Here is a 25,308-nt window from a genome sequence, read left to right on the forward strand (position 1 = left end):
CAAAGCGGCATGATCCCCGTTCCCGCGCGAAGAAGCCCCGCCATGTACCTGCCGCCGCATTTCTCCGAGCCCGACCGCGCGGCGCTGCACGCCCTGGTCGCCGCCCATCCGTTGGGCGCCCTGGTGACGCAGGGGCCCGAGGGGCTGGACGCCAACCACATCCCCTTCCTGATCACGCCCGGCAAGGACGGCGCGCCGGACCGGCTGGAGGCGCATCTGGCGCGCGCCAACCCGGCGCTGGCGGCGATCGGCGCGGGCGCCGAGGTGCTGGTGATCTTCCGCGCCGAGCAGGCCTATGTCTCGCCCAGCTGGTACCCCAGCAAGCACGAGGCGCATCGCCAGGTGCCGACCTGGAACTACCGCGTGGTGCATGCGCATGGCCGCGCCGTGCTGCGCGATGACGAGCGCTTCCTGCGCCCGCTGCTGGCGCGGCTGACCCGGGTGCACGAGGCGCCGCTGGAAAAGCCCTGGAAGATGGCCGATGCCGAGCGCAGCTATCTCGACGCGCGGATGAAGGACATCGTCGGGCTGGAGATCGTGGTGACGCGGCTGGAGGGCAAGTCGAAGCTCAGCCAGAACAAGGAGCGCCGCGACATCGAGGGCGCTGCCCGGGGACTGGCCGAGCACGGCGCGCCGGCGCTGGGGGCGGCGATGCTGGCGGCGGCGCCGGAAGGCTAGCCCGCCCGGCGGAAGGTCAGGTTCAGCCGCGCGGCGCCGGTCGCCGGGTGCCGGCCCGGCTTCAGCGCCAGGATGCCGTGGTGGAACAGGCGGGACGGCCCGCCCCAGGCCAGCACGTCGCCATGGTCGAGCCCCAGGCGGCGCACCGGGTCGCCGCGCTGCAGCCCGCCCCATTGGAACGTGGCCGGCAGGCCGAGCGAGACCGAGACGATCGGCGCCCCGGTGTCGCGCTCGTCCTTGTCCTGGTGCAGGGCGAGCTTCGCCCCGGGGAGGTAGCGGTTGATCAGGCAGGTATCGGGGGCGAAGCCCGGGAAGCCGGCCTCGGCGGCGGCGCGTTCCGCCAGGGCGCGGAAGGCTTCCGGCATGGCCGGCCAGGCGGCGCCGCTGTCGGGGTCGCGGGGGGTGTAGCGATAGCCGCGGCGGTCGGTGACCCAGCCGAGCGCGCCGCAGCTGGTCATCGCCACCGACATGGTGAAGCCGCCGGGGGTGACCATGTGGCGGAAGGGCGCGGCGGCGGCGATGGCGGCGATGCCGGCCAGCAGGTCAGGCGCGGCCTCGAGGGCGAAGCCGCGCAGCAGCAGGGCGCCGGGGGAGAGGCTCTCCCGTGCCGGCGGCGGCGGCGCGAACAGGTCGGGCTGGGCCATGCTGCTGGCTCCTGTCGTCGCAGGAGGCGCCCTGCCGGGACAGTCTGCCCGCTTCGCGCCGCGCGGGAAGGGGGCGGGCGGTGACATCCCGGATACCGCCGCCGGCGGCCGGCTCAGCCGGGCCCGGCCGGGGCGCGATGGCGGGCCTCGTGGTCGAGCAGCCAGCGCTTGGCCGCCAGCCCGCCGGCGAAGCCGGTGAGCGACCCGCCGCTGCCGAGGGCGCGGTGGCAGGGGGTGACGATGGAGAGCGGGTTGCGGCCATTGGCGGCGCCGACCGCCCGGCTGGCGCGCGGCGTGCCGAGCTGGGCGGCCAGGCCCGCGTAGCTGCGGGTCTCGCCATAGGGGATGGCGCGCAGCGCGGCCCAGTGGCGGCGCTGGAAATCGGTGCCGTCCTCCTGCAGCGGCAGGTCGAAGGCCTGGCGGGTGCCGGCGAAATACTGGCCCAGCTGGCGGATCGCCTCGTCCAGCAAGGGGCTGGTGGCATCGACGCTCTCGCCCAGGCGGACGCGGCGGGGGTTCTCGCCGGGCCAGAGGATGGCGTGCAGGGCCTCGCCGCTGGCGTAGAGGGTGAGCGGTCCGACCGGCGAGTCGATGGTGCGTCTGCGAAGCATCGGCGCGTGTCCCGCCGATGGACAGCGTCCATCGGCCCCGACAGAAAAAGAGGGGGGTCCGGGGGAATTCCTTCCCCCGGAACTTACTTCTTCCTGTGCCGCTCGACGATCTCGTCGAACCGTTCGCGCCGCAGCCGCTCGTAATGCCGCCGGTGGAACCCGTCGACCTCGAGCAGCTTGGCCTCGGTCATCGGCTGGAAGTCATAGGTCTCGCTCCGGGCGATGCTCATCCGGTCGAAGCCCATGGCGCGGAAATGCTCCGGCGAGAAGGAATTGCCGCGCTCGCCGATGTAGCGGCCGAAGGAGACGGTGGTCAGCACGCGGGTCATGTCGAGCTCGAGGCAGGCGATCGACTTGGCGGCGTCCTGCGAGGAGGCCTCGGAGGCGATGGCCAGCGGGCGGAACAGCTCGTAGATCGCCGCGTGGTCGCGGGCATTGTAGTCGCGCCCCTCGAGCAGCGCGTAATAGGGTTCCAGCCAGCGCATCATGCGGCGCCAGGCGTGGCGGCGCAGCGCGAAGCCCCAGTGGTGCTCGAGCGGGATGTATTTCACCACCGGCCCCGGATAGTCGCGGCGGTGGTCGCCATAGGCGCCGAAATAGGCGACCCGCTCGAAGGGGGCGGTGAGCTCCTTCAGGCGTTCGAGCGCGAAGAGATACCAGGGGCCGAGCTCGAGGTCGTCCTCGAAGAAATAGCCCAGCTCGGCGTTCAGCTCGTCGAAGACCAGGCGCTCGCCGCGCAGGATGTTGCGGGCGACGCCCAGGTTGTGCGGCGCGGCCAGCACCGGGCTGTCGGGGAAGTGGCGGCGGAAGGCGGCGATCGAGGCGGCGATGTCCTCGTCCTTCGCGAAACGTTTGCCGGTGCGCGGCGAGACGGCGGCGTCCTGCAGCAGGAAGACACGCCGCGGGTCGAGGGTCACGCCGCGCTGCGCCGTCAGCGAGGCGGCGACGCGGTCCAGGTAGTCCGGCCGGTCGAAGGCATAGAGGATGATCGGCGTGTCGATCGGGGGCGGCGTCCCGCTCACAGCGAGGGCCCGCGGTGGAAGCCGGGCAGCTCCGGCGGCTCGGCGAATTCCTCGGTGATGACGTCGACGCGGGCCAGGCGCGGGCCGGCGCGGCAGGCGGTCAGCAGGGCGCCGACGGCGGCGGCGTCGCCGGCCACCAGCGCCTCGACGCTGCCATCGGCGCGGTTGCGCACCCAGCCCTGCACGCCGAGGCGGTTGGCCTCGGCGATCATCCAGTCGCGATAGCCGACCCCCTGCACCCGGCCCTCGATCCGCACCCGCTTGGCGTCCATCCTGGTCGCGCTCCTGTTGCTAGGATTAGCCTGCGTCAGCGCCGCGCCAGGGCCAAGAGGCGGGCGGCGAGCGCCACCTCGGCCGCGACATTGCGGCGGCGTTCGGCGGCCTCGGCGTCGGTGCCCCAGAGCTCCTGCTGGAAATCCTCGTCGAGGAAGGCGAGGCGGGTGGCCTCGTCGGCGTCGAGGCGGCCCTCGGCCAGCGCCAGGCCCAGCACCAGGCTGCCCAGCGCCGGGATGGCGACGCCGAGCGCCGCCAGCTCCAGCGCGTTGCGGCGGGCGAGCGCCGCGGCGAGCGCCGCGCGCGAGGCGGCGGGCTGGCTGATCGGCATGATGCCGGTGGTGACGCCGAGCGGCGCGCCATAGGCCTCGGCGGCCCATTCCAGCAGCGGCTGCCATGCCTGGCGCTGGCGGGCGGCCAGCTTCGGCTCGGCGGCGCGGTAGCAGAGCAGGTCGGTGCCGCCATACTCGGCCAGCGCCAGGATCGAGGGCTCGGTGTCGGGGGCGATGCGCTCGAGGGCGGTGGCGACGACGCGCGTCAGCGGCACGTCCTCCATGCGGAACTCGGCGCCCTTCTGCCCGCCGGCGGCCTGCCATTCGGCGGCGACCGCCTCGGCCAGCGGCGCCGAGGGCAGGTTCAGCGGCCCGGCGCCGGGCAGGCGCAGCGGGCGTCCATCGAGCAGCACGGCATGGCCTTCGGCGGTGGGGGTCGCGACGGCCTGGTCCCAGAAACGCTTCATGGGCTGGCTTATGGGGGGCGGGCGGCGCGGCGCCAAGGGGGGCGGGGGGCGGCGGCGGCCCGGATCGCGCGAATCGGCCGGCGGCGGCCCGGCCGGATCGCCGCCGCCGGAGCGGCCCGGAGCCCGGCCCCACGGGCGCGGCGGCGGCCGCAGCCCGTCAGCCCTGCGGCTTGGGTCAGAAGCTATGCGTATCGTCTCGCGGACGCCGGTACCGGCTGACTTTCAAGGCTGTGATTTCCTTTAACCATTGCGAAATGCAACCCTGGGTCGTTGCCAGATCGAGACCGCCCGATGTCCTCCCCCCGAGCCGCCGCCGCCCCGCTCTCGCCGCCGGGGCGCCCCGCATGTCGCCGCTGAGCGGGCTGGAGCCGGCGCCGGCCGTGGCCGCCGGCTTGCCCGAGGGGCTGATCGCCGGGCAGGTGCTGCAGCAGGCGCTGTTCGGCCCGCTGCCGGTCACCACGGCGCCGCCGCCGCCGGCGATCGTCGCCGCCGGGCCGCAGCATCTGGCGGGCATGCGGATGCTGTTCAACGAGATCGTGGCCGGCAGCACCGCGGTCTATGCCGACCTGCCGGAAAGCGCCGAGCAGCGCGCCGCCTGGCTGGCGCAGCGCCAGGCGGCCGGCCATCCGGTGCTGGTGGCCGAGGCGGCCGATGGCGGCGTGCTGGGCTTCGCCAGCTTCACCGATTTCCGCCCCTGCTTCGCCGGCTTCCGCCACACCGCCGAGCATTCGGTGCATCTGCGGCCGGAGGCGCGCGGCCAGGGGCTGGGCCGGCGGCTGCTGGAGGCGCTGCTGGCCGAGGCGCGGGCGCAGGGCCGGCACGCGATGATGGCCTCGATCGATTCGGGCAATGCCGCCTCGCTGGCGCTGCATGCGCGGCTGGGCTTCCGCGAGGTCGGCCGGCTGCCCCAGGTCGGCTGCAAGTTCGGCCGCTGGCTCGACCTGGTGCTGATGCAGAAGCTGCTGGACGAGCGGCCGGCGCCCGGGGGCTAGGGACGAGGCTCAGCCCGGCAGCAGGATGGCGACGAGGATGGCGATCAGCCCGGCCAGCGACAGCGTCCAGGCCAGGCTGCGCAGATAGGGCACGCCGGCGGCATAGAGCGGCAGGTGCAGCAGGCGGCCGATCAGGAAGGCCCAGGCACCCCAGAAGGTCAGCGCGCCCTCCCGGCCGGCCAGGTGGGCGATCAGGATGGCGGCGGCGAAGAGCGGCAGCGTCTCGAAGAGATTGGCCTGGGCGCGGCGCAGGCGCGCGGTGACCCGGCCGACCGGTGGCCCCGGCTCGTCGCGCGGCCCGGCATTGTAGGCGATGCCGGTCTCGCGGTTGCGCGCCATGGCGGGCAGCAGCACCTGGACCAGCGCCAGGACCAGGGTCCAGCCCAGCAGGGTCAGCTCGGGGGTCATGGCGGCATCCTTTCTCGGCGGCGATGCCGGGAGAATGCCGCAGGCGGCGGGCTGTTGCGCGGGAAAACGCGTCCCGCGCAACCGCTCCCTCAGCGCCAGGCGGCGATGTCGATCACCTCGGCCGCGGGCAGCCGGGCGACCGGGCCGAGCATGGTGGCGCGGCCGGTCTCCAGCGACAGGCTGTGCAGCGTGCCGCCGGCCAGCAGGAAGGCGGTGTCGCCGCCACCCGAAGCGGTCAGGATGTCGAAGGCGACGCCGGCCGGCAGCGAGGCGGCGACCTCGCCCTTCGGCTGCTGCACCCCGTCATTCGGCGGCGCCTGCAGGTTCATCTGGCGCAGCAGCGTGTCGATGGTGAAGAGCTGCGTCGCCGTCGCGCCCTTGACGCTGCTGGTATAGGCGCCGGCGGCGATGCGCGGGGTGGTCTCGGCCAGCGGGCCGGCCTGGTATTTCAGCGTGCCGTCGCGGGTGACGGCGCCGGTGTCGGGATGGACGCGGAAATTGACGCCGTTCATGCCCATCAGCCGCAGCCGGTCGGCCACCGGGTTGAAGTCGACCACGGCGCGGCCGCCGGCGGCGAAGGCCTCGGACAGCCGGGCGACCTGGGTGGCGCGGCCGGTCGCCGGGTCGATGGTGACGATCTGCCCGGCATCGCTGACGCCATAGAGCCGGCCATCCGCCGGGCGCTGGTCGATGCCGAGCAGCCGGCCCTCGACACCGCGGATGGCGAGGGGGCGGGCGGCCTGGCGGGTCTCGCTGTCGATGCGGACCAGCTGGTTGTCGGCGGTCAGGCCCAGCAGGGTGGCGGCGCTGAGCGGGGCGGCGCCGAGGCCGATCAGGGCAGAGGCCGTCAGCAGCAGGGGTCGCAGGGACATCGGAAGCTCCTTGGACACGGGCAGGGGCGGGATGCCCCCCTGCCGGCCTTACGGAGCGGCGCGCCGGCTGGACGCAGGGGAGGCGAAAAAAAAGCCGGCCGCCGCCGGCCGGCCGGAGAATGGCAGGGCGGACATGAATGTTCCGTTCAGGAAGGCGGTGCCCAGCTCAGCTCTGCCCTGCCGCCGTCAGCCGGCCGATGAACAGGATCGGTCCGCTCGGCCGCGGGTTGGGCGAGCCGCCGGGCGGCTCCAGGGTGATCTCGATCAGCATGCCCGGGCCCGGCGCCACCCGGCCGGGGGCGATGCTGACCGCGCCCGAGGGCGGGATCAGCCCGAGCGAGACCGGCGCCGTCGCGCCCTGCGGCAGCGCCCAGAGCTGCAGCACGCGGCCCTCGGGCGCCGGCTGCGGGTTCAGCGCCGCCAGCCGCAGGCTGCCGCCTTCCGCCTGCACCAGCCAGGCCGGCTGGTCCTGGCGCGACAGCAGCACGGTCATCAGCTGCGGCGGCGGCGCCGGCTGCCGCCAGAGGAACAGCGCCAGCCCGGCGGCGACCGCGCTGGCCCCGGCCGCCCAGGCCGGCCAGAGCCAGCTTCTTCCACGAGGCAGCGGCACCACCACCGCGGGGGCCAGCGATCCCTCGATCCGTTGCCACAGGCCGGCCGGCGGCGCCGCGGGCGGCGCGAGAGAGAACAGCGGCGCCAGCCGCGCCTCCCAGCGGGCGATGGCGGCGCGCAGCGCCGGGTCGGGATCGGCGGCCACCGCGCGGGCGGCGCCGGCCTCCAGCGTGCCGAGCACGTATTCGCCGGCCAGCGCCTCGGTCTCCTCGGGTGTGCGGGGGGCGGGCGTCATGCCAGGCAGCCCCGCAGCTGCACCAGGCCGCGGCGGATCCAGGCCTTCACGGTGCCGAGCGGCAGTTCCAGCTTCGCGGCGATCTGCGCATGCGACAACCCGTGCACGAAGGCCAGCAGGATGCCGCGGCGGCGGCTTTCCTCGAGGGCGAGGAGGCAGTCGCGCAGGCGGCGGCCGTCCGCCTCGGCGGCGACCTGGGCCAGGGCCTCGGGCTCGACGGGCAGGTCGCCGAGCGCCGGGTCGTCGGTCGGGATCTCGCGCCCCTGGCGGCGGGCGATGTCGAGGGCGGCATGCCGCACCACCGCGCCGGTCCAGGCGCTGGCCGCGCCGCGCGCCGGGTCGAACTGCCCGGCCCGGCGGGCGATGTTCAGGAAGCCGTCATGCAGCGCGTCGGCGGCACGGTCGCGGTCGCGCAGCAAGGCGAGGGCGATGCCGTAGAGCCGTGGCGCCTCGGCATCGTAGAGGGCGCGCAGCGCCGCGCGGTCGCCGCCGGCGATGGCGGCGAGCCGCGCGGCGGCGTCCACCGGCGCGTCAGCCCGCCGCCTGGACGGCCGCCTTGGCCTCGCGGCGGCGGCGGTGCAGCACGAACTCGGTATAGCCGTTGGGCTGGGTCGTGCCCTCGAAGACCAGGTCGCAGGCGGCCTTCCAGGCGGGGCCGTCATAGCCGGGCGCCATCGGGCGATAGGCCGGGTCGCCGGCATTCTGCTGGTCGACCACGGCAGCCATGCGCTTCAGCGTGTCCTCGACCTGGCCGCGGCTGACCACGCCGTGGCGCAGCCAGTTGGCGATGTGCTGGGCGGAGATGCGCAAGGTCGCGCGGTCCTCCATCAGCCCGACATCGTTGATGTCCGGCACCTTGGAGCAGCCCACCCCCTGGTCGATCCAGCGCACGACATAGCCGAGGATGCCCTGGGCGTTGTTGTCGAGCTCCGCCTGCACATCGGCCGGCGCCCAGTTGGAGGGCGACAGCGGAATCGTCAGGATTTCTTTCAGTTCCGCGCGGGCGCCACCGGCGAGAAGCGCCTCCTGCCGCGCCGCCACGTCGGTCTCATGGTAGTGCAGCGCGTGCAGGGTGGCGGCCGTCGGCGAGGGCACCCAGGCGGTGTTGGCGCCGGCCTTGGGGTGGCCCGACTTCTGCGCCAGCATGTCGGCCATCCGGTCCGGCATGGCCCACATGCCCTTGCCGATCTGCGAGCGGCCACGCAGCCCGCAGGCCAGGCCGGTGTCGACGTTCCAATCCTCGTAGGCCTTGATCCAGGCGGCGCCCTTCATGTCGCCCTTGCGCAGCACCGGGCCGGCTTCCATCGCGGTGTGGATCTCGTCGCCGGTGCGATCCAGGAAGCCGGTGTTGATGAAGGCGACCCGGCCGGAGGCGGCGCCGATGCAGGCGCGGAGGTTCACCGTGGTGCGGCGCTCCTCGTCCATGATGCCCATCTTCAGCGTGTTGGGCTCCAGGCCGAAGGCGGCCTCGACGCGGCCGAACAGCTCATTGGCCCAGGCCACTTCCTTCGGCCCGTGCATCTTCGGCTTGACGATATAGACCGAGCCGGCGCGGGAGTTCAGCCGCTTGCCGCGGATGTCGTGCAGCGCGATGGCGACGGTGACCATGGCGTCCAGGATGGTCTCCGGCGTCTCGGCGCCGTCCAGCGTCACCGCGTCGGTCATCATGTGGTGGCCGACATTGCGCACCAGCATCAGGCTGCGGCCATGCAGGGTCAGCGTGCCGCCCGAGGGGGTGGTGTAGTCGCGGTCCGGGTTCAGCCGGCGGGTGATGGTGTGGCCGTCCTTCTCGAGCTTCGCCTCCAGGTCGCCCTTCATCAGGCCGAGCCAGGCGCGATAGACGGCGACCTTGTCCTCGGCATCGACGGCGGCGACCGAGTCCTCGCAATCCATGATGGTGGAGACGGCGGATTCCAGGATGACATCGGCGATGCCGGCCGGGTCGTCCTTGCCGATCGGATGGGCGCGATCGAGCTTCAGCTCGAGATGCAGGCCGTGATTGGCCAGCAGGATGGCCTCCGGCGCCTCGGCCGTGCCGCGGTAGCCGACAAACTGGGCCGAGTGGCGCAGCGCGGTGGCGCCGCCCTCGGCCAGGCCCACGACCAGCACGCCGCCGACGATGGAAAGGGAAGCAACATCGGCCCAGGAGCCGCCCAGCAGCGGCGCGGCCTGGTCCAGCACGGCCCGCGCCCGGGCGATCACCTTCTCGCCGCGGGCGCGGTTGAAGCCGCGCCCGGCCGCGAGCGCGCCCTCCTGCGGGATGGCGTCGGTGCCGTAGAGCGCGTCGTAGAGGCTGCCCCAGCGCGCATTGCCGGCGTTCAGCGCATAGCGCGGGTTGTTCACCGGCACGACCAGCTGCGGCCCGGCGATGCTGGCGATCTCCGGGTCGACCTTGTCGGTGGTGACGCTGACCGGGCCGGGATCGGGCAGCAGGTAGCCGATCTCGCGCAGGAAGCCAGTATAGGCCGCGGCATCAACCGGGCGGGCCGGGTTGGCGCGGTGCCAGGCGTCGAGCTTCGCCTGCAGCGCGTCGCGCTCGGCCAGGAGTTCGGCATTGCGCGGCGCGAGATCGGCCAGGATGCCGGCATAGGCCTCCCAGAAGGCGGCCGGCTGCAGGCCGGTGCCGGGCAGCGCCTCGGCCTCGACGAAATCCTTCAGCGGCTGCGCTACCTGCAACGATCCGACCTGCGCCATGGCATCCCTCCGCTTTTGAACCTTCGCGGGGAGTTAACCTGCAACCGCGGGGAGGGGGAAGGGGGGCTGGGCGAGGAGGCAGCCCGAGGGCGGCGCGGGCTGGCGGCGGCCTTCAGCCCGTCTTTCGCAACGTGGCGTCCATGATGGTCCTGACCCGGCCGTCCACCTCCTGGAAGATGGTGGCCATCAGCCTCGGGAAGTAGCGCTCATGGTCCAGTTTCACCGCCATGCCGCGGCAGCGCCACATGTCGTCCCAATCCTTGTTGGCGCGGTAGAAGCCGGCGATCTCCCAATAGCGGCGGGGCACGTATTCGTCGTAGATGCCCAGCGACTTCATCAGGTCGCCGTATTTCTCGACGATGAAGTCCAGGCTCGCCTCGACATGCCGGCCCGGTCGCATGGTGCTGAAATGATAGACCATCGCGGCGTCGCCGCCGATCGCGTGCAGCTTGCCGCCCGACAGCAGGAAGCGGATCAGGAGGTCCTGGTCCTCGCTGCGGTGCAGGCTTTCGGTGAAGCCGTTGAGGGCTCGATAATGGCTGGTCCGCATCATCGATGACCAGAGATAGGCCCTGAGTTCTCCGCGCAGGATCGCGGCGACCGCATCGCCCTCATACTGGGAGAAATCATAGGTCTCGTGGCCCATGAGGAAGTTGGAGAAGACCGAGATCTTCTCGTTGCTGAGCTTCTCCTGGGAAGTCACCGATCGGTACTGAACATCAATCTTATTGGGAAAGTAATAATCGTCGGCGTCGAGCCAGGTCATGTAGGTCCCCCGCGCCCGCTTCAGGATCGAGTTCCGGGTCGTGGCGACGCCACGGTTCTCGAAGCGGAAGAAGCGGACGATGTCGGGAAACTGCAGCGCGTAGGAGCGCGCGATGTTCGGCGTGAGGTCGGTCGAGCCGTCATCCGCCACGACGATCTCGTAGCGGCCGCCGAAGCTCTGGCCCAGCGCGCTGTCGATGGCGCGTTCCAGGGTGTTCTCGGCATTGTAGGCCGCGATCCCGATCGTGACCTCGGTCATGCCGACATCCTCCTCGCGCAGATCTCTCGAATGGTGTCGTCCCACAGGCCATAGACCGCCTCGGGGGAGAAGCGGGCGATAGAGGCGCGCGCCTGCTGGCCCATGGCCGCGCGGCGCTCCGGCGCCTCGATCAGCCCTCCGATCGCCCGCGCCAGCGCCGCGGCGCTGCGCTCAGGCACCAGCTGCCCGACCTCGGGGTCCTGCAGCAGCCAGTTGACTCCCGAGCAGTCGGCGAAGCCGATGCAGGGCAGGCCGGCAGACATCGCCTCCGTCAGGGTCAGGCCCCAGCCTTCGTAGAGCGAAGGAATGACGAAGATCGTCGAGCGCGCCATCTCCTGAGCGATGGCGTTGCTGGTGCCGTGAAAGAGCACGTTCTTCTGCAGGAAGTTCTCCCGCACGATCTGGCGCAGGGCGGCTTCCTCGGGACCGCTGCCGAACAGCGAGAGCTGCCATCCGGGATGATCGCGGACGACATGCGCCATGGCGCGCAGCAGGATGTCGAAGCCCTTCTGCGGGACCAGCCGCCCCACGGCAATGATCCGGCCGTTATCGGCAGGCGAGGCCGGCGGGCCGTCGGCGGGGCGCACGCAGTTGGGGATGACGCAGAGCCGTGGCCGCAGCCGGGCGGGCAGCTCGTCGACGAAGTTCGGGATCAGAACCTGGATGCGGGCGGCGAGGTCGAGGCTTTCCAGCCGGAGCCGTCGATCAACCTCGCTGGGGTCGTGCCGCCCGGGATTGAAGTAATCCTGCGACGGGCTGTTCTGGTTGGCGACGATCACCGGCAGCTGGGCGCCAAGCTGCTGCAGGACCGGTGTGTTGGTGTGCGGCATGAAGGTGATCGCCACCTCGGCCCGGAAGTTGAGGATCGCCCGTTCCCACCGGAGCCGCATGGATGCGGAGCCGCTGAACCATTGCAGCGTTTCCGGATCACCGGAGAAGCGCGCGATCCGCCGCTCCTCCTCCGCCCTCTCCCGGGGGCTCGGTTCGATCCGTGCCTGGCTGATGGCCGTGTTCTCGTATTCCACGCCGGGGAGCAGCGGGAAGAAGGGCAGGGCGTCGGATTTTTCCTGCGTGAAGATGCGGACCGTATGGCCGCGCTGATGCAGCGCATTGGCCAGGTCGACGACGACACGCTCGGCGCCTCCGGCCACGCCGGCCAGATACTTGATGACGAGGGCGACTCGGTGGGTCACGGCGTTGTTCCTCCGGCTCAGATCGCCCGAAAGCTCTCGATGTAGGGGAGGTAGGACTGCTTGACCTGCTCCCGGTCGATCCCGTGGCTTTCGTAGAGAGGCGCATGCTTGTCGACGACGAGGTCCATGCAGGTCTGGATCTCGTCCGGATCCCTGCCTTTCGGCTCAAAAAAGAAGGCCGCGAGCGGGTTGCCGCCGACGAAGCTCATCTCCCCGCCGGCCGCGAAAAAGCGGATCAGGAAGTCCCAGTCCTGGGCGCGGCGCAGCCGGTCGTCGAACTCGCCGACCTCCCGGAAGAAGTCAGTGCTGAGCAGTGCCAGCTGGCTGATCGGCGTATTCTTGCCGCACAGTACTTCGGGAAGGCTGTAATTCTTGCCGTAGCCTTCCGAGAAGCGCTTGATCCGACTCTTTCCGGAAGCGAGGTCGATGTGGTTGATATTGCCGCAGACCATCGTCTTCCGGACGCTTTCCTCCGACGACACCACGTCCAGATGGGCGAATTGCCGGGCGAGCTTGTCGGGATACCATTGGTCGTCCGCGTCCAGCATGGCGAAGTAACGCCCCCTGGCTTCCCGCAGCAGGGTGTTCCGGGCGGCCGGGCGTCCCCGGTTCGTCTCATGCCGAACCAGTCTTATGTTGTTGACTCTGTTCGAAATCTTCTGAATGACCTGGCAGGTCTCATCGGTCGATCCGTCATCGACGATGAGTATTTCAAAGTCGCCGTTCCATGTCTGGTTCAGCACCGACGAGATCGCGCGGGTGATGGCCAGCTGTTCGTTAAAGACAGGAATCCCCACAGTCAGCAGCGGCGCGCTCACTCCAGTTCTCCATGCTTTGAATTCGTTTCGAAACCATCACGATGTCGCGGGGTTTGCAACAATTTTGATCAATTGTCCGTGCCATGAACCAATGCGGGACCAATTGATTAAAATTTATACAGCCCGGCAGGGGCGTGGGCGCCAGGCCGATGGGAAGGCCGGGCGGGCCGTGGGATGGCTGGACAGTCCTGCGGGAAGGCAAGAAGCTCCGGCCCACCCAACAGGATGCGCTGCGCCATGACCCTTTCCACCGAGCCGCCGGTTTTCACCACCCAGCACTGGCAGGTGACCAAGCCTGTGGCGCGGGGCAAGCGGGGCATGGTGGCCAGCCAGAGCCGGGCGGCGGCCGAGGCCGGCGTCGCGGTGCTGGAGGCCGGCGGCAACGCGGCCGATGCGGCGGTCGCCACCGCCTTCGCCCTGGCGGCGATGGAGCCGTGGAATTCCGGCCTCGGCGGCATCGGCTTCGCGCTGTTCCACAAGGCCGGCAGCCCGACCGCCGAGCTGCTGGATTTCGGCCCTGTCGCGCCGGGCGCCAGCGACCCGGCCGACTATCCGCTGACCGGCAAGATGAAGCAGGACCTGTTCTCCTGGCCGGAGGTCGAGGGCGACCGCAACATCCACGGGCCGCTCTCCTTCGTCATCCCCTCCTCGGTCGCCGGCTATGGCACCATGGCGGAGCGCTTCGGCAGCGGCATGGGGATCGCCGAGCTGCTGGCGCCGGCGGTGGCGCTGGCGAAGCGCGGCCTGCCGCAGGACTGGTACACCACGCTGAAGATCGCCAATTCCGCCAAGGTGCTGCGGCTCTATCCGGAAAGCGCGCGGATCTACCTGCCGGACGGGCTGCCACCGGTGGCGCCCTACCAGGGCTCGCCCGGCTTCTTCCGGCTCGGCCGGCTGCCGGAGACGCTGGAGCGGCTGGCCGCGGCCGGCTGGCGCGACTTCTACGAGGGCGATGTCGCCGCCTCGATCCTGGCCGACATGAAGACGCTGGGCGGGCGGATCTCGGAGGCCGACCTGAAGGGCTGCAAGGCCGTGGTGCGGCCGGCGCTCTCCATCCCCTGGCGCGGCGGGCTGACGCTGCAGGGGGCCGGCGGGCTGACCGCGGCGCCGACGCTCGCCCGCGTCGTCGCCGAGATGGCGAAGCTCGACCCCGGCGCCACGCCGGATGCCGCCTGGTTCAGCGCGCTCGCCCGCGCCATGCGGGAGGCCTATGCCGAGCGGCTGACCGGCCTGGGCGCCGGTGCTGAAGCGACGGGGTCGGAGCTGGTCGGCGCCGAGCCGTCGGAGACCTGCACCACCCACCTGACCGTGGTCGATGCCGAAGGCAACATGGTGGCGATGACCACGACGCTGCTCTCCTCGATGGGCAGCCGCGTGGTGCTGCCGGGCAGCGGCGTGCTGATGAACAACGGCATGATGTGGTTCGACCCGCGCCCCGGCTCGGCCAATGCGATCCGGCCCGGCGCGCGGCCGCTCTGCAACATGTGCCCGGTGACCGTGGCCGATGCCTCCGGCCCGATCCTGGCCGGCGGCGCCTCGGGCGGCCGGCGGATCCTGGCCGCCGTCTACCAGGCGCTGGCCTTCAGCCTGGATTTCGGCATGGACCCCGAGGCGGCGGCGCACCATCCGCGCATCGATGTCTCGGGCCCCGACGGCGCCACCGCCGACCGCCGGCTGCCGGCCGACGTGCTGGCGGCGCTGCAGGCGCAGGGCGGGCTGACCACGGTCGAGCATGCCGTGCTGCCGGTGAACTTCGCCTGCCCCAACTTCATCCGCAGGGAAGGCGACAGCTTCGCCGGCGTCAGCGACGTGATGACGCCCTGGTCGGCCGCCCTCGCCGCGCATTGAGGGAAGGCCGATGACCGAGGGCGCCCCGCCCGTCGCCCCGCTTGTTGCCCCGGCCGCCGCCATGCCGGTCACCATGCCGGAGGAGATCCTGCTGCTGACGCTGGACGACGCCACCGGCCGGCCGGTCGGCGCCGCCGGGATGGCGGCGGACCTGGCCATGGCCGGCGCCATGCTGATGGAGCTGGCGCTGGCCGGGCGGATCGACAGCGACCCGGACCAGCTCTACCAGACCGACGCGGCGCCGCTGGGCGAGGCGCCGCTGGACGCGCTGCTGGCGCGGATCGGCGCGCAGCAGCCGCCGCAGCGCAGCCGCTGGTGGATGGAGACGCTGGCCAGGGAGGCCGCGAAGCTGCGCGCCGCCTGGCTGGAGCGGCTGGTCGGCCGCGGCATCCTGAAGCGCGAGAAGGGCCGGGTGCTCTGGGTCTTCCCCGACCACCGCTATCCCAAGCGGGATGACCGCCAGACCCGGGAGGTGCGCGCCCGGCTGCGCGGCGTCATCCTGGCCGACGAGATCCCCGAGCCGCGGGATGCCATGCTGATCGGGCTGTGCCGCATCACCGGGCTGGTCCCGCTGCTGCTCTCGCCCGAGGAGGCCGCCCGCGCCGAGGGCCGCATCGCCCAGCTGGCGGCGCTGGAGGAGATGGCCCGGTCGCTGGCGGCCTCGGCGCGCGATCTGTCCTTCGGCGGATCGCACCGGGACGGGTGAGGTCCCGGCCGGTGGTGCTTCAGCCGTAGGCCTTCAGCATGCCGAGGACCTCGGCGAAGCGGCCCTGCGCCTCGGCATGGCGCAGCATTCCGACGCGCTCGACCAGGATCTCCTCCGGCGTCGGGGTGGCGGCCAGCAGGTCCATCACCTCGTCGGCGAAGGCGTCGAGCGGCAGGTAACCCTCGCGCGTCGACTGGCCGGGGGTGAGCTCGGTCTGCACCGCGGGCGGCGCGATCTCGATCACCTCGACCGGGCCGCCGCGCAGCTGCTCGCGCAGCGCGACGCTGTAGGAATGCAGCGCCGCCTTGGTCGCCGAATAGGTCGGCGTCGACGGCAGCGGCACGAAGGCCAGGCCGGAGGTGACATTGACCACCGCCGCCGCCGGCTGCGCCGAGAGATGCGCGATGAAGGCGTCGATCAGCCGGATCGGGCCGAGCAGGTTGGTGGTCAGCGTCGCCTCGGCATCCGCGAGGTCGCGCGGCGCGGTCAGGTTCTCGCGCCGCATGATGCCGGCATTGTTGACCAGCACGTTGATCGCCGGATGGCGGCGGATCGCCTCGGCGGCGAAGGCGCGGAGGCCGGCGGCATCGTCGGCGTCGAAGGCCAGCGCCGCCATGCCGGGACGGCCGGCGATGGTCTCCTCCAGCGCGGCCAGGCGGCGGCCGGCGACGATGACGCGGTTGCCGCGGTCGTGCCAGCGCTGCGCGAGCGCCCGGCCGATGCCGGAGCCGCCGCCGGTGACCAGGAGGGTGTTGCCGGTGGTCTGCATGGGGGTCTTCCTTCCGAGGGGAACGGGATGGCGGTGACTTGCGCCTTTCGCTCTCCAATGGGAAGAAGGCACCCGAAAGTTCCATACTTACCGCATGGAGAGTGTCGATGCCGCGGCTGCCCTTCTCGCCCGAGGCCATCGCCCGCGCCGAGGCCGCCCGCGCCACCACGCCGCCGGCCGAGATCGACCCGCGGGTCGAGGCGCTGGTGAACCAGCTGATCGGCCGGGTCGCCGACAAATGGACCATGCTGGTGCTGGAGGCGCTGGCCGAGCACGGGCTGCTGCGCTTCACCGCGCTCGCCCGCGCCGTGCCGGGGGTCAGCCAGAAGATGCTGACCCAGACGCTGCGGCAGATGGAGCGCGACGGGCTGATCACCCGCATCGTCCATCCGGTGGTGCCGCCGCGCGTCGAGTACCGGCTGACCGGGCTGGGCGAGGGGCTGGGCGCCGCCTTTTGCGGCGTCTGGATCTGGGCCGAGGAGAACCTGGCCGCGGTGGAGGAAGCCCGCCGCGCCTTCGACGACCGCGCGGCGGGGTGAGGCGTCAGGCGGCCGCAGTCGGGCGGATGACCATCTCGCTGACATCGACCTCCTCGGGCTGCGCCAGCGCATAGCGCACCGCCCGCGCGATGGCCGAGGGCTGCAGCGCGATGGCGCGGTAGTCGCGCATCGCCGCCGCCGCCGTGGGATCGGTGATGCTGTCGGCCAGCTCGCTCTCGACCACGCCGGGATGGAGGCAGGTGACGCGGATCCGCCGGTTCTCCTGGCGCAGCCCCTCGGAGAGGGCGCGCACCGCGAACTTGGTGGCGCAATAGACCGCGGCGGTCGGCACCACCGACAGCGCGCCGATCGAGGCGATGTTCACCACATGGCCGCTGCCGCGCGCCGTCATCTCCGGCAGCACCGCGGCGATGCCGTGCAGCACGCCGCGGATGTTGACGTCGATCATGCGGTCCCATTCCTCGACCAGCAGCGAGGCCATCGGCGAGAGCGGCATGACGCCGGCATTGTTGACGATGACGTCGACGCGGCCCCAGGCGGCGCGGGCGGCCTCGGCGAAGCGGGCGACATCGGCGCGGTCGGTGACATCCAGCCGCTGCGCCAGCGCCTGGTGGCCCTCGGCGCGCAACGCGGCGGCCAGGGCCTCGACGCGGTCGAGGCGGCGGGCGCCGAGCATGACGCGGGCGCCGGACGCGGCCAGCTCGCGGGCGATGGCCTGGCCGATGCCGCTGGAAGCGCCGGTGACCAGAACGACCTTGTCCATGGGAATCTCCCTCCTGTTGGCGATGGCGATGAGGTAGAGAGCCGACAGGAGTAAGAAAATCCGCCCAATGCTGACCGGGCTGGTAAGCAGGATGCACGAATGGACCTGAATGCCTTCGCCGTCTTCGCCGCCGTGGCCGAGGCGCGCAGCTTCCGCGCCGCGGCCGAATCGCTCGGCGTCACCCGCCCGGCGGTCAGCCAGGCGGTGCGCCGGCTGGAGCAGTCGCTCGGCGTCGCCCTGCTGCAGCGGACCACCCGCAGCGTGGCGCCGACCGAGGCGGGGGCGGCGCTGCTGGCGACGCTGGCGCCGGCGTTGGCGGAGATCCGCGCGGCGGCGCAGGCGGCGCAGGAAAGCCAGGGCGCGCCGCGCGGCCGGCTGCGCCTCGCCGTCTCCACCATTGCCGAGAGTTTTCTGTCAGGACCGCTGCTGGCCGGGTTCCTCGAGACATTCCCGGAGGTGCAGCTCGACGTCACCCTGACCGACGAGGAATTCGACATCGTCGCCGCCGGCTACGACGCCGGCGTCCGGCTGGGCGAGGTGATCGAGCAGGACATGGTGGCCGTCCCCGTCTCCGGGCCGCAGCGGCAGATGGCGGTGGCCTCGCCGGCCTATCTGGCGCGGCGGGGGGTGCCGGCGCATCCGCGCGAGCTGCCGGCGCATCGCTGCATCGGCTGGCGGCCGGCGCCGCACCTGCCGCCCTATCGCTGGGAGTTCTGCGAGGGCGGCCGCGAGTTCGACGTCGCGGTGGCGCCGGAGGTGACCACCAACGACATGGGGCTGATGATCCGCCTGGCGGTCGCCGGCGGCGGCATCACCTTCGGCATGGCCGACACCTTCTCCACGCCCCTCGCGCGGGGGGAGCTGGTCGAGGTGCTGCAGGAGTTCTCCGGCAGCTTCCCGGGCTTCTTCCTGTACTTCCCCTCGCGCCGGAACCTGGCGCCCAAGCTGCGGGCGCTGGTGGACCATCTGCGCGCGGCGCGCGGCAGGCCGGGCTGAGAGCCGGCGAAACGATCGCCGCGGCGCGGTGTTGAGGGCGAATGCCTTTCACCCCCGACCGCGACGAGATGCGCAGCCCCGATGCCGCCGCCCTGGCGCAGCGGCTGCGGCTGCACCAGTGCATCCTGCGCGACTTCGGGCGGCTGGCGCTGGAGGAGCTCGAGATCGGCCCGCTGCTGCAGCGGGCGGCGGCGCAGGCGGCGCGCGCCACCGGCGTCGCCCATACCAAGATCCTGCGCCACCGGCCGGAGCAGGGCGACCTGCTGACCGAGGCCGGGGTGGGGTGGAAGCCCGGCGTGGTCGGGCGCAGCCGGCTCGGCACCGACCCGGCCTCGCCGGCCGGGCGGGCGCTGCAGACCGGCGACGCGGTGGTGATCGAGGATGTGCGCGGCCATCCGGAATACCGCGTCGAGCCGGTGCTGGCCGAGCACGGGCTGGTGGCGCTGCTGAATGTCTGCATCTCCTTCGACGGCCAGCCCTGGGGCGTCTTCGAGGTGGACAGCCAGCGGCCGGGCCATTTCGACGCGCTGGACGTCGAGTTCCTCGAGACCCTGTCCTGCCTGCTGGCGGTGGCGCTGTACCGGCGCGAGACGATGGACCGGGCGCAGCAGGCGGCGGTGGCGGCGGCGCGGCGGGCGGAGCGGCGCGGCTTGCTGCTGGCCGAGCTGCAGCACCGGGCGAAGAACAACCTGGCGCTGATCTCGGCGATGATGTCGCGCGAGCGCCGTGCCGCGGCGCGGGCGCAGGAGGCGGAGGGCGTCCTGCGGCTGGGCCGGCTGATGCAGCAGGTCAATGCCATCGGCCTGGCGCAGGGCCGCCTGGCCCTGACCGAGGAAGGCGGGGCCGGCGAGGGGGGGGCGACCGACCTGGCCGGCTATCTGCGCAGCCTGCTGGGCAGCCTCGAGCTCAGCTTCGAGGGGCGGATCCGCTTCGAGGTGGCGCTGGAGCCCTGCCTGCTGCCCTTCGACACGACGGTGGCGATCGGGCTGATGGTCAACGAGCTGGTGACCAACGCGGCCAAGCACGCCTATCCGGAGGGCGAATCGGGGGTGGTGCGGGCCAGCCTGCGCCTGGACAGCGACCGGGCCGAGGGGATGCTGACCATCGCCGACGAGGGCCGCGGCATGGACCCGGCCGCGGTGGCGGCGCGGCGGGCGGCCGGTGGCCAGGGTTCCGAGCTGGTGCGCTACCTGGCGCGGCAGATCGGCGGCGAGATCGAGCAGGACCCGGTGGCGCGCGGCGCCAGCATCACCCTGCGCTTCCCCTGCGTGGCCTAGCGCGGGGCGCGGCGCTCCGACAGGGTGAAGAGGATGCCGCCGCCGATCAGCGCCAGGCCGGCGGCGTGGAAGGGCTGCAGCCGCTCGCCCAGGAAGGCGACGGCGAGGATGCTGCCGAAGAGCGGCATCAGGTGGATGAACTGGCCGGCCCGGTTGGCGCCGATCAGCTCCACGCCGCGGGTGAAGAACAGGTAGGAGAGCAGCGAGGGAAACACCGCCAGATAGGCGATGGCCGCCAGCGCCGTGCCGCGGGGCGCGACAGGGCCGCCCCGGGCGACCTCGTAGAGAAAGCCCGGCAGCAGGGCGAGCAGGGTCAGGAAGATGCCGGCGGCCATGAAGCTCAGCGGATGCAGGCGCGGGCGCCGCTTCAGGCAGGCGGAATAGACGGCGTAGCAGAGCACGGCGCCGAGCACCCAGAGGTCGCCCGGATGCAGCCGCAGCCGCAGCAGGTCGGCCATCGAGCCATGGCCGGCGATGGCGGCGACGCCGGCGATGGAGAGCGCCACGCCGATGACCTGGCGCGGCCGCGGGCGCTCGCCGAAGAGGGCGAAGGAACAGGCCAGGATGGCCACCGGGATGACCGATTGCAGCAGCAGCCCGTTCACCGCCTGGGTCGAGCGCAGCCCCTGGTAGACCATGACGCTGAAGGCGGCGATGCCGGTGATGGCGTAGCCCAGCAGCGCCAGCGGGTGGCGCTTCAGCACCGGCCAGTCGCGCCGCAGATGCGGCCAGGCGAAGGGCAGCAGCAGGGCGAAGGCCAGCAGCCAGCGCCAGAAGGCCAGGAAGAAGGGCGCGGCGAGGCCGCTGACCGCGCGGCCGACGATGAAATTGCCCGACCAGAACAGCGCCGCCAGCGGCAGCAGCAGGAAGGGCGCGGCCCAGAGGCGGAGCGCCAGGCGGGTGGCGGGGCCCTGGCGGGGGGCGGCGGTGGCGGCAGGCGGCATGCGGGGCGGTCTCCAGCGCCCAGGCCTAGGCCGCGGCCCGCGGCGGGGCAAGCGCCATGCTGCATTGCAGCGCGCTTGGTTCACAACCGCTTAAGCTCAAGGGAATGCGCGGGGCAGGCCGGTGGACGGGCAGGAAGGCCGGTGTGAAAGGATCAGGGCCGCTGACCCGATGAGGTGCCCCCCGTGATCCGAACCGCTCTTCCCCTGATGGCCGCCGCGCTGCTGGCCGCCTGCGCGCCGCAGCCTTCCGATGTCGTGGGCGACCCGGTGCTGTCGAAGACCGGCTCCGGTGCCGGGGCCGGCGCCGCGGTCAGCGGGCCGGTTTCGAGCGGCGGCGGCTCCCCGCTGCTGCAGGCGATGCGGCAGGATCCGGACGGGACGGACATCGCCACCGTCTTCAAGATGTTCTGCCTGGAGCGGTTTCCCGCGCGCCCGCTGATGTCGGGGGAGATGCCGCCGGGGACGAGCTCGGCGGCGATGACGCCGCAGCAGGTGCGGCAGTTCCTGCATGACGATCCGGGGGTGGGGTGGTGGTACCAGACGCCCTTCGGCACCTATGCCGTCACGGTGGAGGCGCCGCCCTATTTCGCCTGCGCCGTGCGCCGCAACTACCCGTCGGTGCCGGGCTATGAGGCGGTCTACCAGGAGAATCTGCGGCGCTGGGTGGAGGCCGAGGGCCGTGGCCCGCTGCGCGGCGAGGTGGGCATGGCGCCGGCCAACAGCCGGAACACGCTGGCCTGGGCCCGCCCGGTCCCCGGCCCGCGCCCCGAGGTGCTGATGCGGCTGGAGACGCAGATGTCCGCCCGCCAAGTCGAGGTGCGCCTGGTGAGGCAGATCCCCAATACCCCGGTGCGCGCGACGCAGCCTTTCTGAGGTGGGGGTCCGGGGGCCTTCAATGCCCCCGGCGCTTTCTGGCTTTACGCCGTCGCCAGCAGCGCCACCCCGATCGAGATGAGCCCGATCGCCGCGATCTTCTGGCTGCCCAGGCTTTCGCCGAAGACGAAGTAGCCGACCAGGGCGATGACGACGTAGGAGGCGGCGGTGCAGGGCAGCGCCACGCTCATCGGGATCTTCCGCAGCGCCACGATGTAGAGCATGGCGGCGCCGCCGTAGCAGACCAAGCCGATCATGGTCTGCGGCCGGAACAGCTGGGCGATGAAGCTGCCTTCGTCGGTGGCGCCGGCCTTCAGCAGCACCTGGCCCACGAGGGAGGTGCAGATCGCCGCCGCGAGCACCAGCCAATAGGCCATCATCAGGAGGGGTCCCGCGCCGTGATGACCTCGCGGACGACGCCCTGCGGCTTGCCATTGGCCGAGAGGAAGGCGCGGCCGAGATACTCGCCCATGACGCCGAGCACGAAGAACTGCACCCCGGCGACCAGCAGGGTGGTGGTCATCACCGAGGCCCAGCCCGAGGGGGTTTCCGCCGTCAGCGCCTCGATGATGGTGAAGACGGCGCCGATGACGCCGAGCACGCCCATGGCCAGGCCGGCGAACATGGCCAGGCGCAGCGGCATCAGCGAGAAGTTGGTGGCCAGGTTCAGCCAGAGCCGGATCAGCCGGCGCAGCGTGTAGTTGCTGCGGCCCTCCATGCGGGCCAGGTGCTTGACCTCGATGCTGTCGATCCGCTGGGTGACCTGCATGATCAGCCCGTCGATATAGGGATAGGGGCCGCGGTAGCGGGCGATCTCGCGCACCACCAGATGCGACATGCAGCGGAAGGAGGAGAGGTAGAGCCCGCGCGGCTTGTCCATCAGCTGGTCGGCCACCCAGTTGGCGAAGCGCGAGCCGAGGTTGCGCCAGCCCTCATGCTCCTTCTTGGCGTAGCGCGTGTAGACCACGTCCCAGTTGCCGAGGCGGGCATGGTCGTAGAGCCGCAGCACCTCCTCGGGCGGGTTCTGCAGGTCGTCGTCCATGGTGATGACGTAGCGGCCGCGGGCGTGGCGCAGCCCGGTCATGACCGCGTTGTGCTCGCCGAAATTGCGGGCGTGCTCGACATAGGTGAGCGGCACGCTGGCGGTCGCCGCGAGGGCGCGGCAGACCTCGCCGCTGTTGTCCGGGCTGCCGTCATTGACCAGCACGATCTCGATGCCGCCCTCGGGGGCGAGGGCCGAGAGGGCGGCGACCAGCCGGCCCACCGTGTCGGCGCCGCGATAGACCGGCACGACGATCGAGAGGCCGAGGCTGGGCGAGGCGGCGGCGGGGGTCATGGCGGTCGGTTCCGGCAAAGAGAGAAAGGCGGAGGTCAGGCGGGGCGGCGGGCGGTGACCAGCACCGAGCCCCCGGCCGGGTAGCGCAGGCCGAGGCCGGCCAGGGCCGCCTCGGCCCGGGTGGCGGCATAGAGGCTGGCGTCCAACCATGGCGGGAAGGGGGCGACGTCGCTGGCGGCGTCCTCGTCGCGCGCCAGCACCTTTCTCTGGAGCACCATCAGCGGCAGCAGCAGGGCGTTCCAGTAGCGGCCGCGCACCGCCTCGAAGCCGGCGGCCTCGACCAGGGCGCGGGCCTGGCGCGCCGTGTAGCGGCGGGCATTGTGGACGCGGCGGTCATGCGCCGAATGCAGCCAGGAAAAGGCCGGCAGGTTCAGCAGCAGCAGCCCGCCGGGGCGCAGCACGCGGCGCATTTCTGTCAGCGCCGCCGCCTGGTCCACCGCGGCGTGGCAGAGCACGTCCATGCTGGCCACCGCCGCGAAGGATTCGTCCGCGAAGGGCAGGCGCGCAGCATCGCCGGCGGCGACCACGGCGCCGGATTTCTCGGCGGCCCGGAAGGCGGCATCGGGGTTGTATTCCAGCCCGACCAGCGGCTGCGACGGGAAGGCGCGCGCGAGGTGGTGCAGCAGCCCGCCGGTGCCGCAGCCGCAATCGAGCCAGGGGCCGGCCAGGGGACCATGCGCGGCGTTGGCGCGCAGTTCCGCCTCGGCCCGGTTGCGCAAGGCGCGGTACCACCACATCCCGGCCTCGGCCCGGTCCATCAGGGCATATTCAGCGGCGTCCACAGGTCAAGCTTGTGGCAGCGCCCGCATCTCGCCGCAATGGGCTGCGATGGGATTGCGCAACCGCCCGCGCGGCGGAAGGATGACCGGGCTGAAGGAACCGTCCCGCCTCCATGACGCCTGACCTGATCCGGACCGGAACCGGTCCGTCTGCCCCCGCCTGGCGGGGCTGGCTGCTGCGGCTGGGCGGGCTGGCGCCCAGCCTGATCTTCCTGGCGGCGGTGCTGGCGCCGCCGCTCAACCACGACGTCGCCGCGGTGCTCGACTTCGCCAGCCGGATGCTGGGGGGCGAGCGGCTCTACAGCGACCTGATCGACGTCAACCCGCCGCTGATCTTCCTGCTGAACCTGCCGGCGGCGTGGATGGCGCGGCATTCGGCGCTGACCCCGCCCGAGGCGCTGCTGATCTGCCTAATGGCCGCCTGCGCCGCCGTGCTGGCGCTGGTCGCGGCGCTGCTGCGGCTGCCGGGCCGCCACACCGGGCCGGTCGAGCGCGCCACGCTGTTCTTCCTGATGCCGCTGCTGCTGGTCGCCTCCGGCCATGATTTCGGCCAGCGCGAGCAGATCATGGCGATGCTGGCCTTCCCCTATCTGTTCATGGCCGAGCGGCGGATCGAGGGGCTGGCGACGCCCCGCCCGCTGGGGCTGGCGGTGACGCTGATCGCCGGGCTGGGCTTCGCGCTGAAGCCGCATTTCCTGGCGGTGCCCACTTTGGTGGAGGCACTGGTGCTGCTGGCCCGGCTGCGGCGGCCGGGGCTGGCGGTGGCGCTGCGCGACCCGGTGCCCTGGCTGATGGCCGGCTTCTGGGCCGCCTACCTGGCCGGCATTGTCCTGTTCTTCCCGGATTATTTCGGCCGGGTCGTGCCGCTGGTCTTCGATTGGTACCTCGACCTGGGCGGCACCCCCTGGTGGCGGGTGCTGCTGACCGACCTGACCGGCAGCGCCGCCATCCTGGCGCTGGCCCTGCTGGGCTTCGCCGGCGCCGCCCGCTTTGGCTGGCTGCCGCGGCTGCTGACGGCCGCCGTCATGGGCGGCATGGCCGCCGCCCTGGTGCAGCACAAGGGCTGGTCCTACCACCTGGTGCCGGTCTGGATGTGGGGCGGGCTGGCCGGCGGGCTGCTGCTGGCGCGCGGTGCCGATCGCGGGCTGCGGCCCGGGGATGCCCGCCGCGCCGCGCCACTGCTCGGCGCCGGCACGGCCCTTGCCTTCGGCCTGTTCACGCTGCGCGGCGGCGACGCCCCCTGGATGGAGCTGCGCTATCCCGACAGCACCGGCGGCCGCCTCTCCGCCTGGCTGCAGGTCCATGCGCGGGAGAAGCCGCTGCTGCTGCTCTCGCCCGACATCCCGGTGGTCTATCCGGCGGTGAACGAGGCGGAGGCGCGGCTGCAGCTGCCCTTCATGTCCACCTGGCTGCTGCAGGCGGTCTATCAGCAATGCCCGGCCGGCGGCGCGCGCTACCGCGACCCCGCCGCCATGCCGGCCGCCGAGCGCTTCGTCTGGGACGAGGTGGTGGAGCGCGTCGTCGCCGAGCCGCCGGCGGCGGCGGTGATCCAGCGCTGGACGGCGATCCCCGACTGCGCCGGGCAGCGCTTCGATTTTCTGGAATATTTCCGCCGCGACCCGCGCTTCGCGGCCAGCTGGGCCCGCATGCGCCCGGCCGGCGAGATCGACGGCTTCTTTCTCTACATCCGGGAGGACTGACA

At 72.2% G+C, this 25,308-nt stretch carries 28 protein-coding genes; 9 read left to right on the forward strand and 19 right to left on the reverse strand.

Going from position 1 to position 25,308, the window contains the following annotated elements; all coding sequences use genetic code 11:
- The first annotated feature begins 42 nt into the window (after window positions 1-42).
- Entirely contained in the window at window positions 43-678 is a 636-nt protein-coding gene (locus tag WFI16_RS01615) for an FMN-binding negative transcriptional regulator (RefSeq protein ID WP_419896041.1), read from the forward strand.
- On the opposite strand, the gene alkB is transcribed toward WFI16_RS01615, so the two are convergent.
- The 5 genes from alkB to WFI16_RS01640 form a co-directional block, all read right to left on the reverse strand.
- Window positions 675-1,322 (reverse strand): DNA oxidative demethylase AlkB, encoded by a 648-nt coding sequence (alkB, locus tag WFI16_RS01620; RefSeq protein WP_419896042.1) that lies wholly within the window; start codon window positions 1,320-1,322, stop codon window positions 675-677. The two genes, WFI16_RS01615 and alkB, sit on opposite strands and share 4 nt — an antisense overlap.
- A gap of 113 nt (window positions 1,323-1,435) precedes the next feature.
- Window positions 1,436-1,933 carry a methylated-DNA--[protein]-cysteine S-methyltransferase gene (locus WFI16_RS01625; RefSeq protein ID WP_419896043.1) on the reverse strand — a complete coding sequence of 166 codons (498 nt, stop codon included), beginning with the start codon at window positions 1,931-1,933 and terminating at the stop codon, window positions 1,436-1,438.
- 83 nt (window positions 1,934-2,016) lie between these two features.
- Window positions 2,017-2,955 carry a hypothetical protein gene (locus WFI16_RS01630; RefSeq protein ID WP_419896044.1) on the reverse strand — a complete coding sequence of 313 codons (939 nt, stop codon included), beginning with the start codon at window positions 2,953-2,955 and terminating at the stop codon, window positions 2,017-2,019.
- The gene (locus WFI16_RS01635) at window positions 2,952-3,227 is read right to left on the reverse strand and encodes an acylphosphatase (RefSeq protein ID WP_419896045.1); all 276 of its coding nucleotides are present in this window, start codon (window positions 3,225-3,227) and stop codon (window positions 2,952-2,954) included. Before WFI16_RS01635 ends, WFI16_RS01630 begins: the two co-directional genes overlap by 4 nt.
- A gap of 35 nt (window positions 3,228-3,262) precedes the next feature.
- Entirely contained in the window at window positions 3,263-3,967 is a 705-nt protein-coding gene (locus WFI16_RS01640) for an ATP12 family chaperone protein (RefSeq protein WP_419896046.1), read from the reverse strand.
- A 344-nt stretch (window positions 3,968-4,311) separates the two neighbouring features.
- Here WFI16_RS01640 and WFI16_RS01645 point away from each other — a divergent pair, with 344 nt between their 5' ends.
- Window positions 4,312-4,959, forward strand: a complete 648-nt coding sequence (locus WFI16_RS01645) for a GNAT family N-acetyltransferase (protein WP_419896047.1) — start codon at window positions 4,312-4,314, stop codon at window positions 4,957-4,959.
- 9 nt (window positions 4,960-4,968) lie between these two features.
- On the opposite strand, the gene WFI16_RS01650 is transcribed toward WFI16_RS01645, so the two are convergent.
- The 8 genes from WFI16_RS01650 to WFI16_RS01685 all read right to left on the reverse strand — a co-directional run bounded on the left by WFI16_RS01650 (window position 4,969) and on the right by WFI16_RS01685 (window position 12,815).
- Entirely contained in the window at window positions 4,969-5,367 is a 399-nt protein-coding gene (locus WFI16_RS01650) for an MAPEG family protein (protein ID WP_419896048.1), read from the reverse strand.
- Between the two features lie 89 nt (window positions 5,368-5,456).
- Window positions 5,457-6,239: a DUF4394 domain-containing protein gene (locus WFI16_RS01655; protein WP_419896049.1), complete on the reverse strand. Its 783-nt coding sequence runs from the start codon at window positions 6,237-6,239 to the stop codon at window positions 5,457-5,459.
- Window positions 6,240-6,405: 166 nt separating this feature from the next.
- Entirely contained in the window at window positions 6,406-7,086 is a 681-nt protein-coding gene (locus WFI16_RS01660; protein WP_419896050.1) for an anti-sigma factor, read from the reverse strand.
- On the reverse strand, window positions 7,083-7,610 hold the full coding sequence (locus WFI16_RS01665; RefSeq protein ID WP_419896051.1) for a sigma-70 family RNA polymerase sigma factor: 528 nt from the start codon (window positions 7,608-7,610) through the stop codon (window positions 7,083-7,085). The genes WFI16_RS01660 and WFI16_RS01665 overlap by 4 nt, the downstream gene beginning before the upstream one ends.
- A 7-nt stretch (window positions 7,611-7,617) precedes the next feature.
- On the reverse strand, window positions 7,618-9,780 hold the full coding sequence (locus tag WFI16_RS01670; RefSeq protein WP_419896052.1) for a malate synthase G: 2,163 nt from the start codon (window positions 9,778-9,780) through the stop codon (window positions 7,618-7,620).
- A 112-nt stretch (window positions 9,781-9,892) separates the two neighbouring features.
- Complete coding sequence (locus tag WFI16_RS01675) at window positions 9,893-10,804, reverse strand: glycosyltransferase family A protein (protein ID WP_419896053.1); 912 nt, start codon at window positions 10,802-10,804, stop codon at window positions 9,893-9,895.
- A complete protein-coding gene (locus WFI16_RS01680) occupies window positions 10,801-11,997 on the reverse strand; it encodes a glycosyltransferase (RefSeq protein WP_419896054.1) in 1,197 nt (398 codons plus the stop codon). The genes WFI16_RS01675 and WFI16_RS01680 overlap by 4 nt, the downstream gene beginning before the upstream one ends.
- Window positions 11,998-12,014: 17 nt before the next feature.
- Entirely contained in the window at window positions 12,015-12,815 is an 801-nt protein-coding gene (locus tag WFI16_RS01685) for a glycosyltransferase family 2 protein (RefSeq protein WP_419896055.1), read from the reverse strand.
- Between the two features lie 237 nt (window positions 12,816-13,052).
- Between WFI16_RS01685 and WFI16_RS01690 the strand changes: the two genes are divergently transcribed.
- Entirely contained in the window at window positions 13,053-14,663 is a 1,611-nt protein-coding gene (locus WFI16_RS01690) for a gamma-glutamyltransferase (protein ID WP_419896056.1), read from the forward strand.
- Window positions 14,664-14,673: 10 nt separating this feature from the next.
- Window positions 14,674-15,369 (forward strand): GOLPH3/VPS74 family protein, encoded by a 696-nt coding sequence (locus WFI16_RS01695; protein ID WP_419896057.1) that lies wholly within the window; start codon window positions 14,674-14,676, stop codon window positions 15,367-15,369.
- Window positions 15,370-15,388: 19 nt separating this feature from the next.
- Here WFI16_RS01695 and WFI16_RS01700 read toward each other — a convergent pair whose 3' ends face one another.
- A complete protein-coding gene (locus WFI16_RS01700; RefSeq protein ID WP_419896058.1) occupies window positions 15,389-16,138 on the reverse strand; it encodes an SDR family oxidoreductase in 750 nt (249 codons plus the stop codon).
- Window positions 16,139-16,245: 107 nt separating this feature from the next.
- Here WFI16_RS01700 and WFI16_RS01705 point away from each other — a divergent pair, with 107 nt between their 5' ends.
- The gene (locus WFI16_RS01705) at window positions 16,246-16,677 is read left to right on the forward strand and encodes a winged helix-turn-helix transcriptional regulator (RefSeq protein ID WP_419896059.1); all 432 of its coding nucleotides are present in this window, start codon (window positions 16,246-16,248) and stop codon (window positions 16,675-16,677) included.
- 4 nt (window positions 16,678-16,681) lie between these two features.
- Here the strand turns inward: WFI16_RS01705 and WFI16_RS01710 are convergent, their stop codons facing one another.
- Entirely contained in the window at window positions 16,682-17,401 is a 720-nt protein-coding gene (locus tag WFI16_RS01710) for an SDR family oxidoreductase (RefSeq protein ID WP_419896060.1), read from the reverse strand.
- Between the two features lie 99 nt (window positions 17,402-17,500).
- Here WFI16_RS01710 and WFI16_RS01715 point away from each other — a divergent pair, with 99 nt between their 5' ends.
- Window positions 17,501-18,397, forward strand: a complete 897-nt coding sequence (locus tag WFI16_RS01715; RefSeq protein ID WP_419896061.1) for a LysR family transcriptional regulator — start codon at window positions 17,501-17,503, stop codon at window positions 18,395-18,397.
- Window positions 18,398-18,438: 41 nt separating this feature from the next.
- On the forward strand, window positions 18,439-19,674 hold the full coding sequence (locus WFI16_RS01720; RefSeq protein WP_419896062.1) for a GAF domain-containing protein: 1,236 nt from the start codon (window positions 18,439-18,441) through the stop codon (window positions 19,672-19,674).
- On the opposite strand, the gene WFI16_RS01725 is transcribed toward WFI16_RS01720, so the two are convergent.
- Window positions 19,671-20,618: a DMT family transporter gene (locus WFI16_RS01725; protein WP_419896063.1), complete on the reverse strand. Its 948-nt coding sequence runs from the start codon at window positions 20,616-20,618 to the stop codon at window positions 19,671-19,673. The genes WFI16_RS01720 and WFI16_RS01725 overlap by 4 nt on opposite strands.
- Window positions 20,619-20,801: 183 nt before the next feature.
- On the opposite strand from WFI16_RS01725, the gene WFI16_RS01730 reads away from it, so the two are divergent.
- Window positions 20,802-21,491: a hypothetical protein gene (locus WFI16_RS01730; RefSeq protein ID WP_419896064.1), complete on the forward strand. Its 690-nt coding sequence runs from the start codon at window positions 20,802-20,804 to the stop codon at window positions 21,489-21,491.
- 44 nt (window positions 21,492-21,535) lie between these two features.
- On the opposite strand, the gene WFI16_RS01735 is transcribed toward WFI16_RS01730, so the two are convergent.
- From WFI16_RS01735 to WFI16_RS01745, 3 genes are read right to left on the reverse strand one after another with little or no spacing between them, the layout of a single operon-like run.
- Complete coding sequence (locus tag WFI16_RS01735) at window positions 21,536-21,871, reverse strand: DMT family transporter (protein ID WP_419896065.1); 336 nt, start codon at window positions 21,869-21,871, stop codon at window positions 21,536-21,538.
- Window positions 21,871-22,827 carry a glycosyltransferase family 2 protein gene (locus tag WFI16_RS01740; protein ID WP_419896066.1) on the reverse strand — a complete coding sequence of 319 codons (957 nt, stop codon included), beginning with the start codon at window positions 22,825-22,827 and terminating at the stop codon, window positions 21,871-21,873. The genes WFI16_RS01735 and WFI16_RS01740 overlap by 1 nt, the downstream gene beginning before the upstream one ends.
- A 35-nt stretch (window positions 22,828-22,862) precedes the next feature.
- The gene (locus tag WFI16_RS01745) at window positions 22,863-23,585 is read right to left on the reverse strand and encodes a class I SAM-dependent methyltransferase (protein WP_419896067.1); all 723 of its coding nucleotides are present in this window, start codon (window positions 23,583-23,585) and stop codon (window positions 22,863-22,865) included.
- 134 nt (window positions 23,586-23,719) lie between these two features.
- On the opposite strand from WFI16_RS01745, the gene WFI16_RS01750 reads away from it, so the two are divergent.
- Window positions 23,720-25,306 (forward strand): hypothetical protein, encoded by a 1,587-nt coding sequence (locus WFI16_RS01750; RefSeq protein WP_419896068.1) that lies wholly within the window; start codon window positions 23,720-23,722, stop codon window positions 25,304-25,306.
- The last annotated feature ends 2 nt before the right edge of the window (window positions 25,307-25,308 follow it).

It is taken from the genome of Roseomonas sp. USHLN139 (assembly GCF_037145735.1).
Lineage (GTDB): Bacteria > Pseudomonadota > Alphaproteobacteria > Acetobacterales > Acetobacteraceae > Pseudoroseomonas.

Coding starts and splice junctions, on each gene's coding strand:
- WFI16_RS01655 (WP_419896049.1), bottom strand. CDS start 6,239: ATGTCCCTGCGACCCCTGCTGCTGACGGCCTCTGCCCTGATCGGCCTC.
- WFI16_RS01695 (WP_419896057.1), top strand. CDS start 14,674: ATGACCGAGGGCGCCCCGCCCGTCGCCCCGCTTGTTGCCCCGGCCGCC.
- WFI16_RS01740 (WP_419896066.1), bottom strand. CDS start 22,827: ATGACCCCCGCCGCCGCCTCGCCCAGCCTCGGCCTCTCGATCGTCGTG.
- WFI16_RS01720 (WP_419896062.1), top strand. CDS start 18,439: ATGCCTTTCACCCCCGACCGCGACGAGATGCGCAGCCCCGATGCCGCC.
- WFI16_RS01615 (WP_419896041.1), top strand. CDS start 43: ATGTACCTGCCGCCGCATTTCTCCGAGCCCGACCGCGCGGCGCTGCAC.
- WFI16_RS01640 (WP_419896046.1), bottom strand. CDS start 3,967: ATGAAGCGTTTCTGGGACCAGGCCGTCGCGACCCCCACCGCCGAAGGC.
- WFI16_RS01710 (WP_419896060.1), bottom strand. CDS start 17,401: ATGGACAAGGTCGTTCTGGTCACCGGCGCTTCCAGCGGCATCGGCCAG.
- WFI16_RS01725 (WP_419896063.1), bottom strand. CDS start 20,618: ATGCCGCCTGCCGCCACCGCCGCCCCCCGCCAGGGCCCCGCCACCCGC.
- WFI16_RS01645 (WP_419896047.1), top strand. CDS start 4,312: ATGTCGCCGCTGAGCGGGCTGGAGCCGGCGCCGGCCGTGGCCGCCGGC.
- WFI16_RS01750 (WP_419896068.1), top strand. CDS start 23,720: ATGACGCCTGACCTGATCCGGACCGGAACCGGTCCGTCTGCCCCCGCC.
- WFI16_RS01635 (WP_419896045.1), bottom strand. CDS start 3,227: ATGGACGCCAAGCGGGTGCGGATCGAGGGCCGGGTGCAGGGGGTCGGC.
- WFI16_RS01625 (WP_419896043.1), bottom strand. CDS start 1,933: ATGCTTCGCAGACGCACCATCGACTCGCCGGTCGGACCGCTCACCCTC.
- WFI16_RS01650 (WP_419896048.1), bottom strand. CDS start 5,367: ATGACCCCCGAGCTGACCCTGCTGGGCTGGACCCTGGTCCTGGCGCTG.
- WFI16_RS01715 (WP_419896061.1), top strand. CDS start 17,501: ATGGACCTGAATGCCTTCGCCGTCTTCGCCGCCGTGGCCGAGGCGCGC.
- WFI16_RS01670 (WP_419896052.1), bottom strand. CDS start 9,780: ATGGCGCAGGTCGGATCGTTGCAGGTAGCGCAGCCGCTGAAGGATTTC.
- WFI16_RS01745 (WP_419896067.1), bottom strand. CDS start 23,585: ATGGACCGGGCCGAGGCCGGGATGTGGTGGTACCGCGCCTTGCGCAAC.
- WFI16_RS01705 (WP_419896059.1), top strand. CDS start 16,246: ATGCCGCGGCTGCCCTTCTCGCCCGAGGCCATCGCCCGCGCCGAGGCC.
- WFI16_RS01690 (WP_419896056.1), top strand. CDS start 13,053: ATGACCCTTTCCACCGAGCCGCCGGTTTTCACCACCCAGCACTGGCAG.
- WFI16_RS01700 (WP_419896058.1), bottom strand. CDS start 16,138: ATGCAGACCACCGGCAACACCCTCCTGGTCACCGGCGGCGGCTCCGGC.
- WFI16_RS01735 (WP_419896065.1), bottom strand. CDS start 21,871: ATGATGGCCTATTGGCTGGTGCTCGCGGCGGCGATCTGCACCTCCCTC.
- WFI16_RS01675 (WP_419896053.1), bottom strand. CDS start 10,804: ATGACCGAGGTCACGATCGGGATCGCGGCCTACAATGCCGAGAACACC.
- WFI16_RS01660 (WP_419896050.1), bottom strand. CDS start 7,086: ATGACGCCCGCCCCCCGCACACCCGAGGAGACCGAGGCGCTGGCCGGC.
- alkB (WP_419896042.1), bottom strand. CDS start 1,322: ATGGCCCAGCCCGACCTGTTCGCGCCGCCGCCGCCGGCACGGGAGAGC.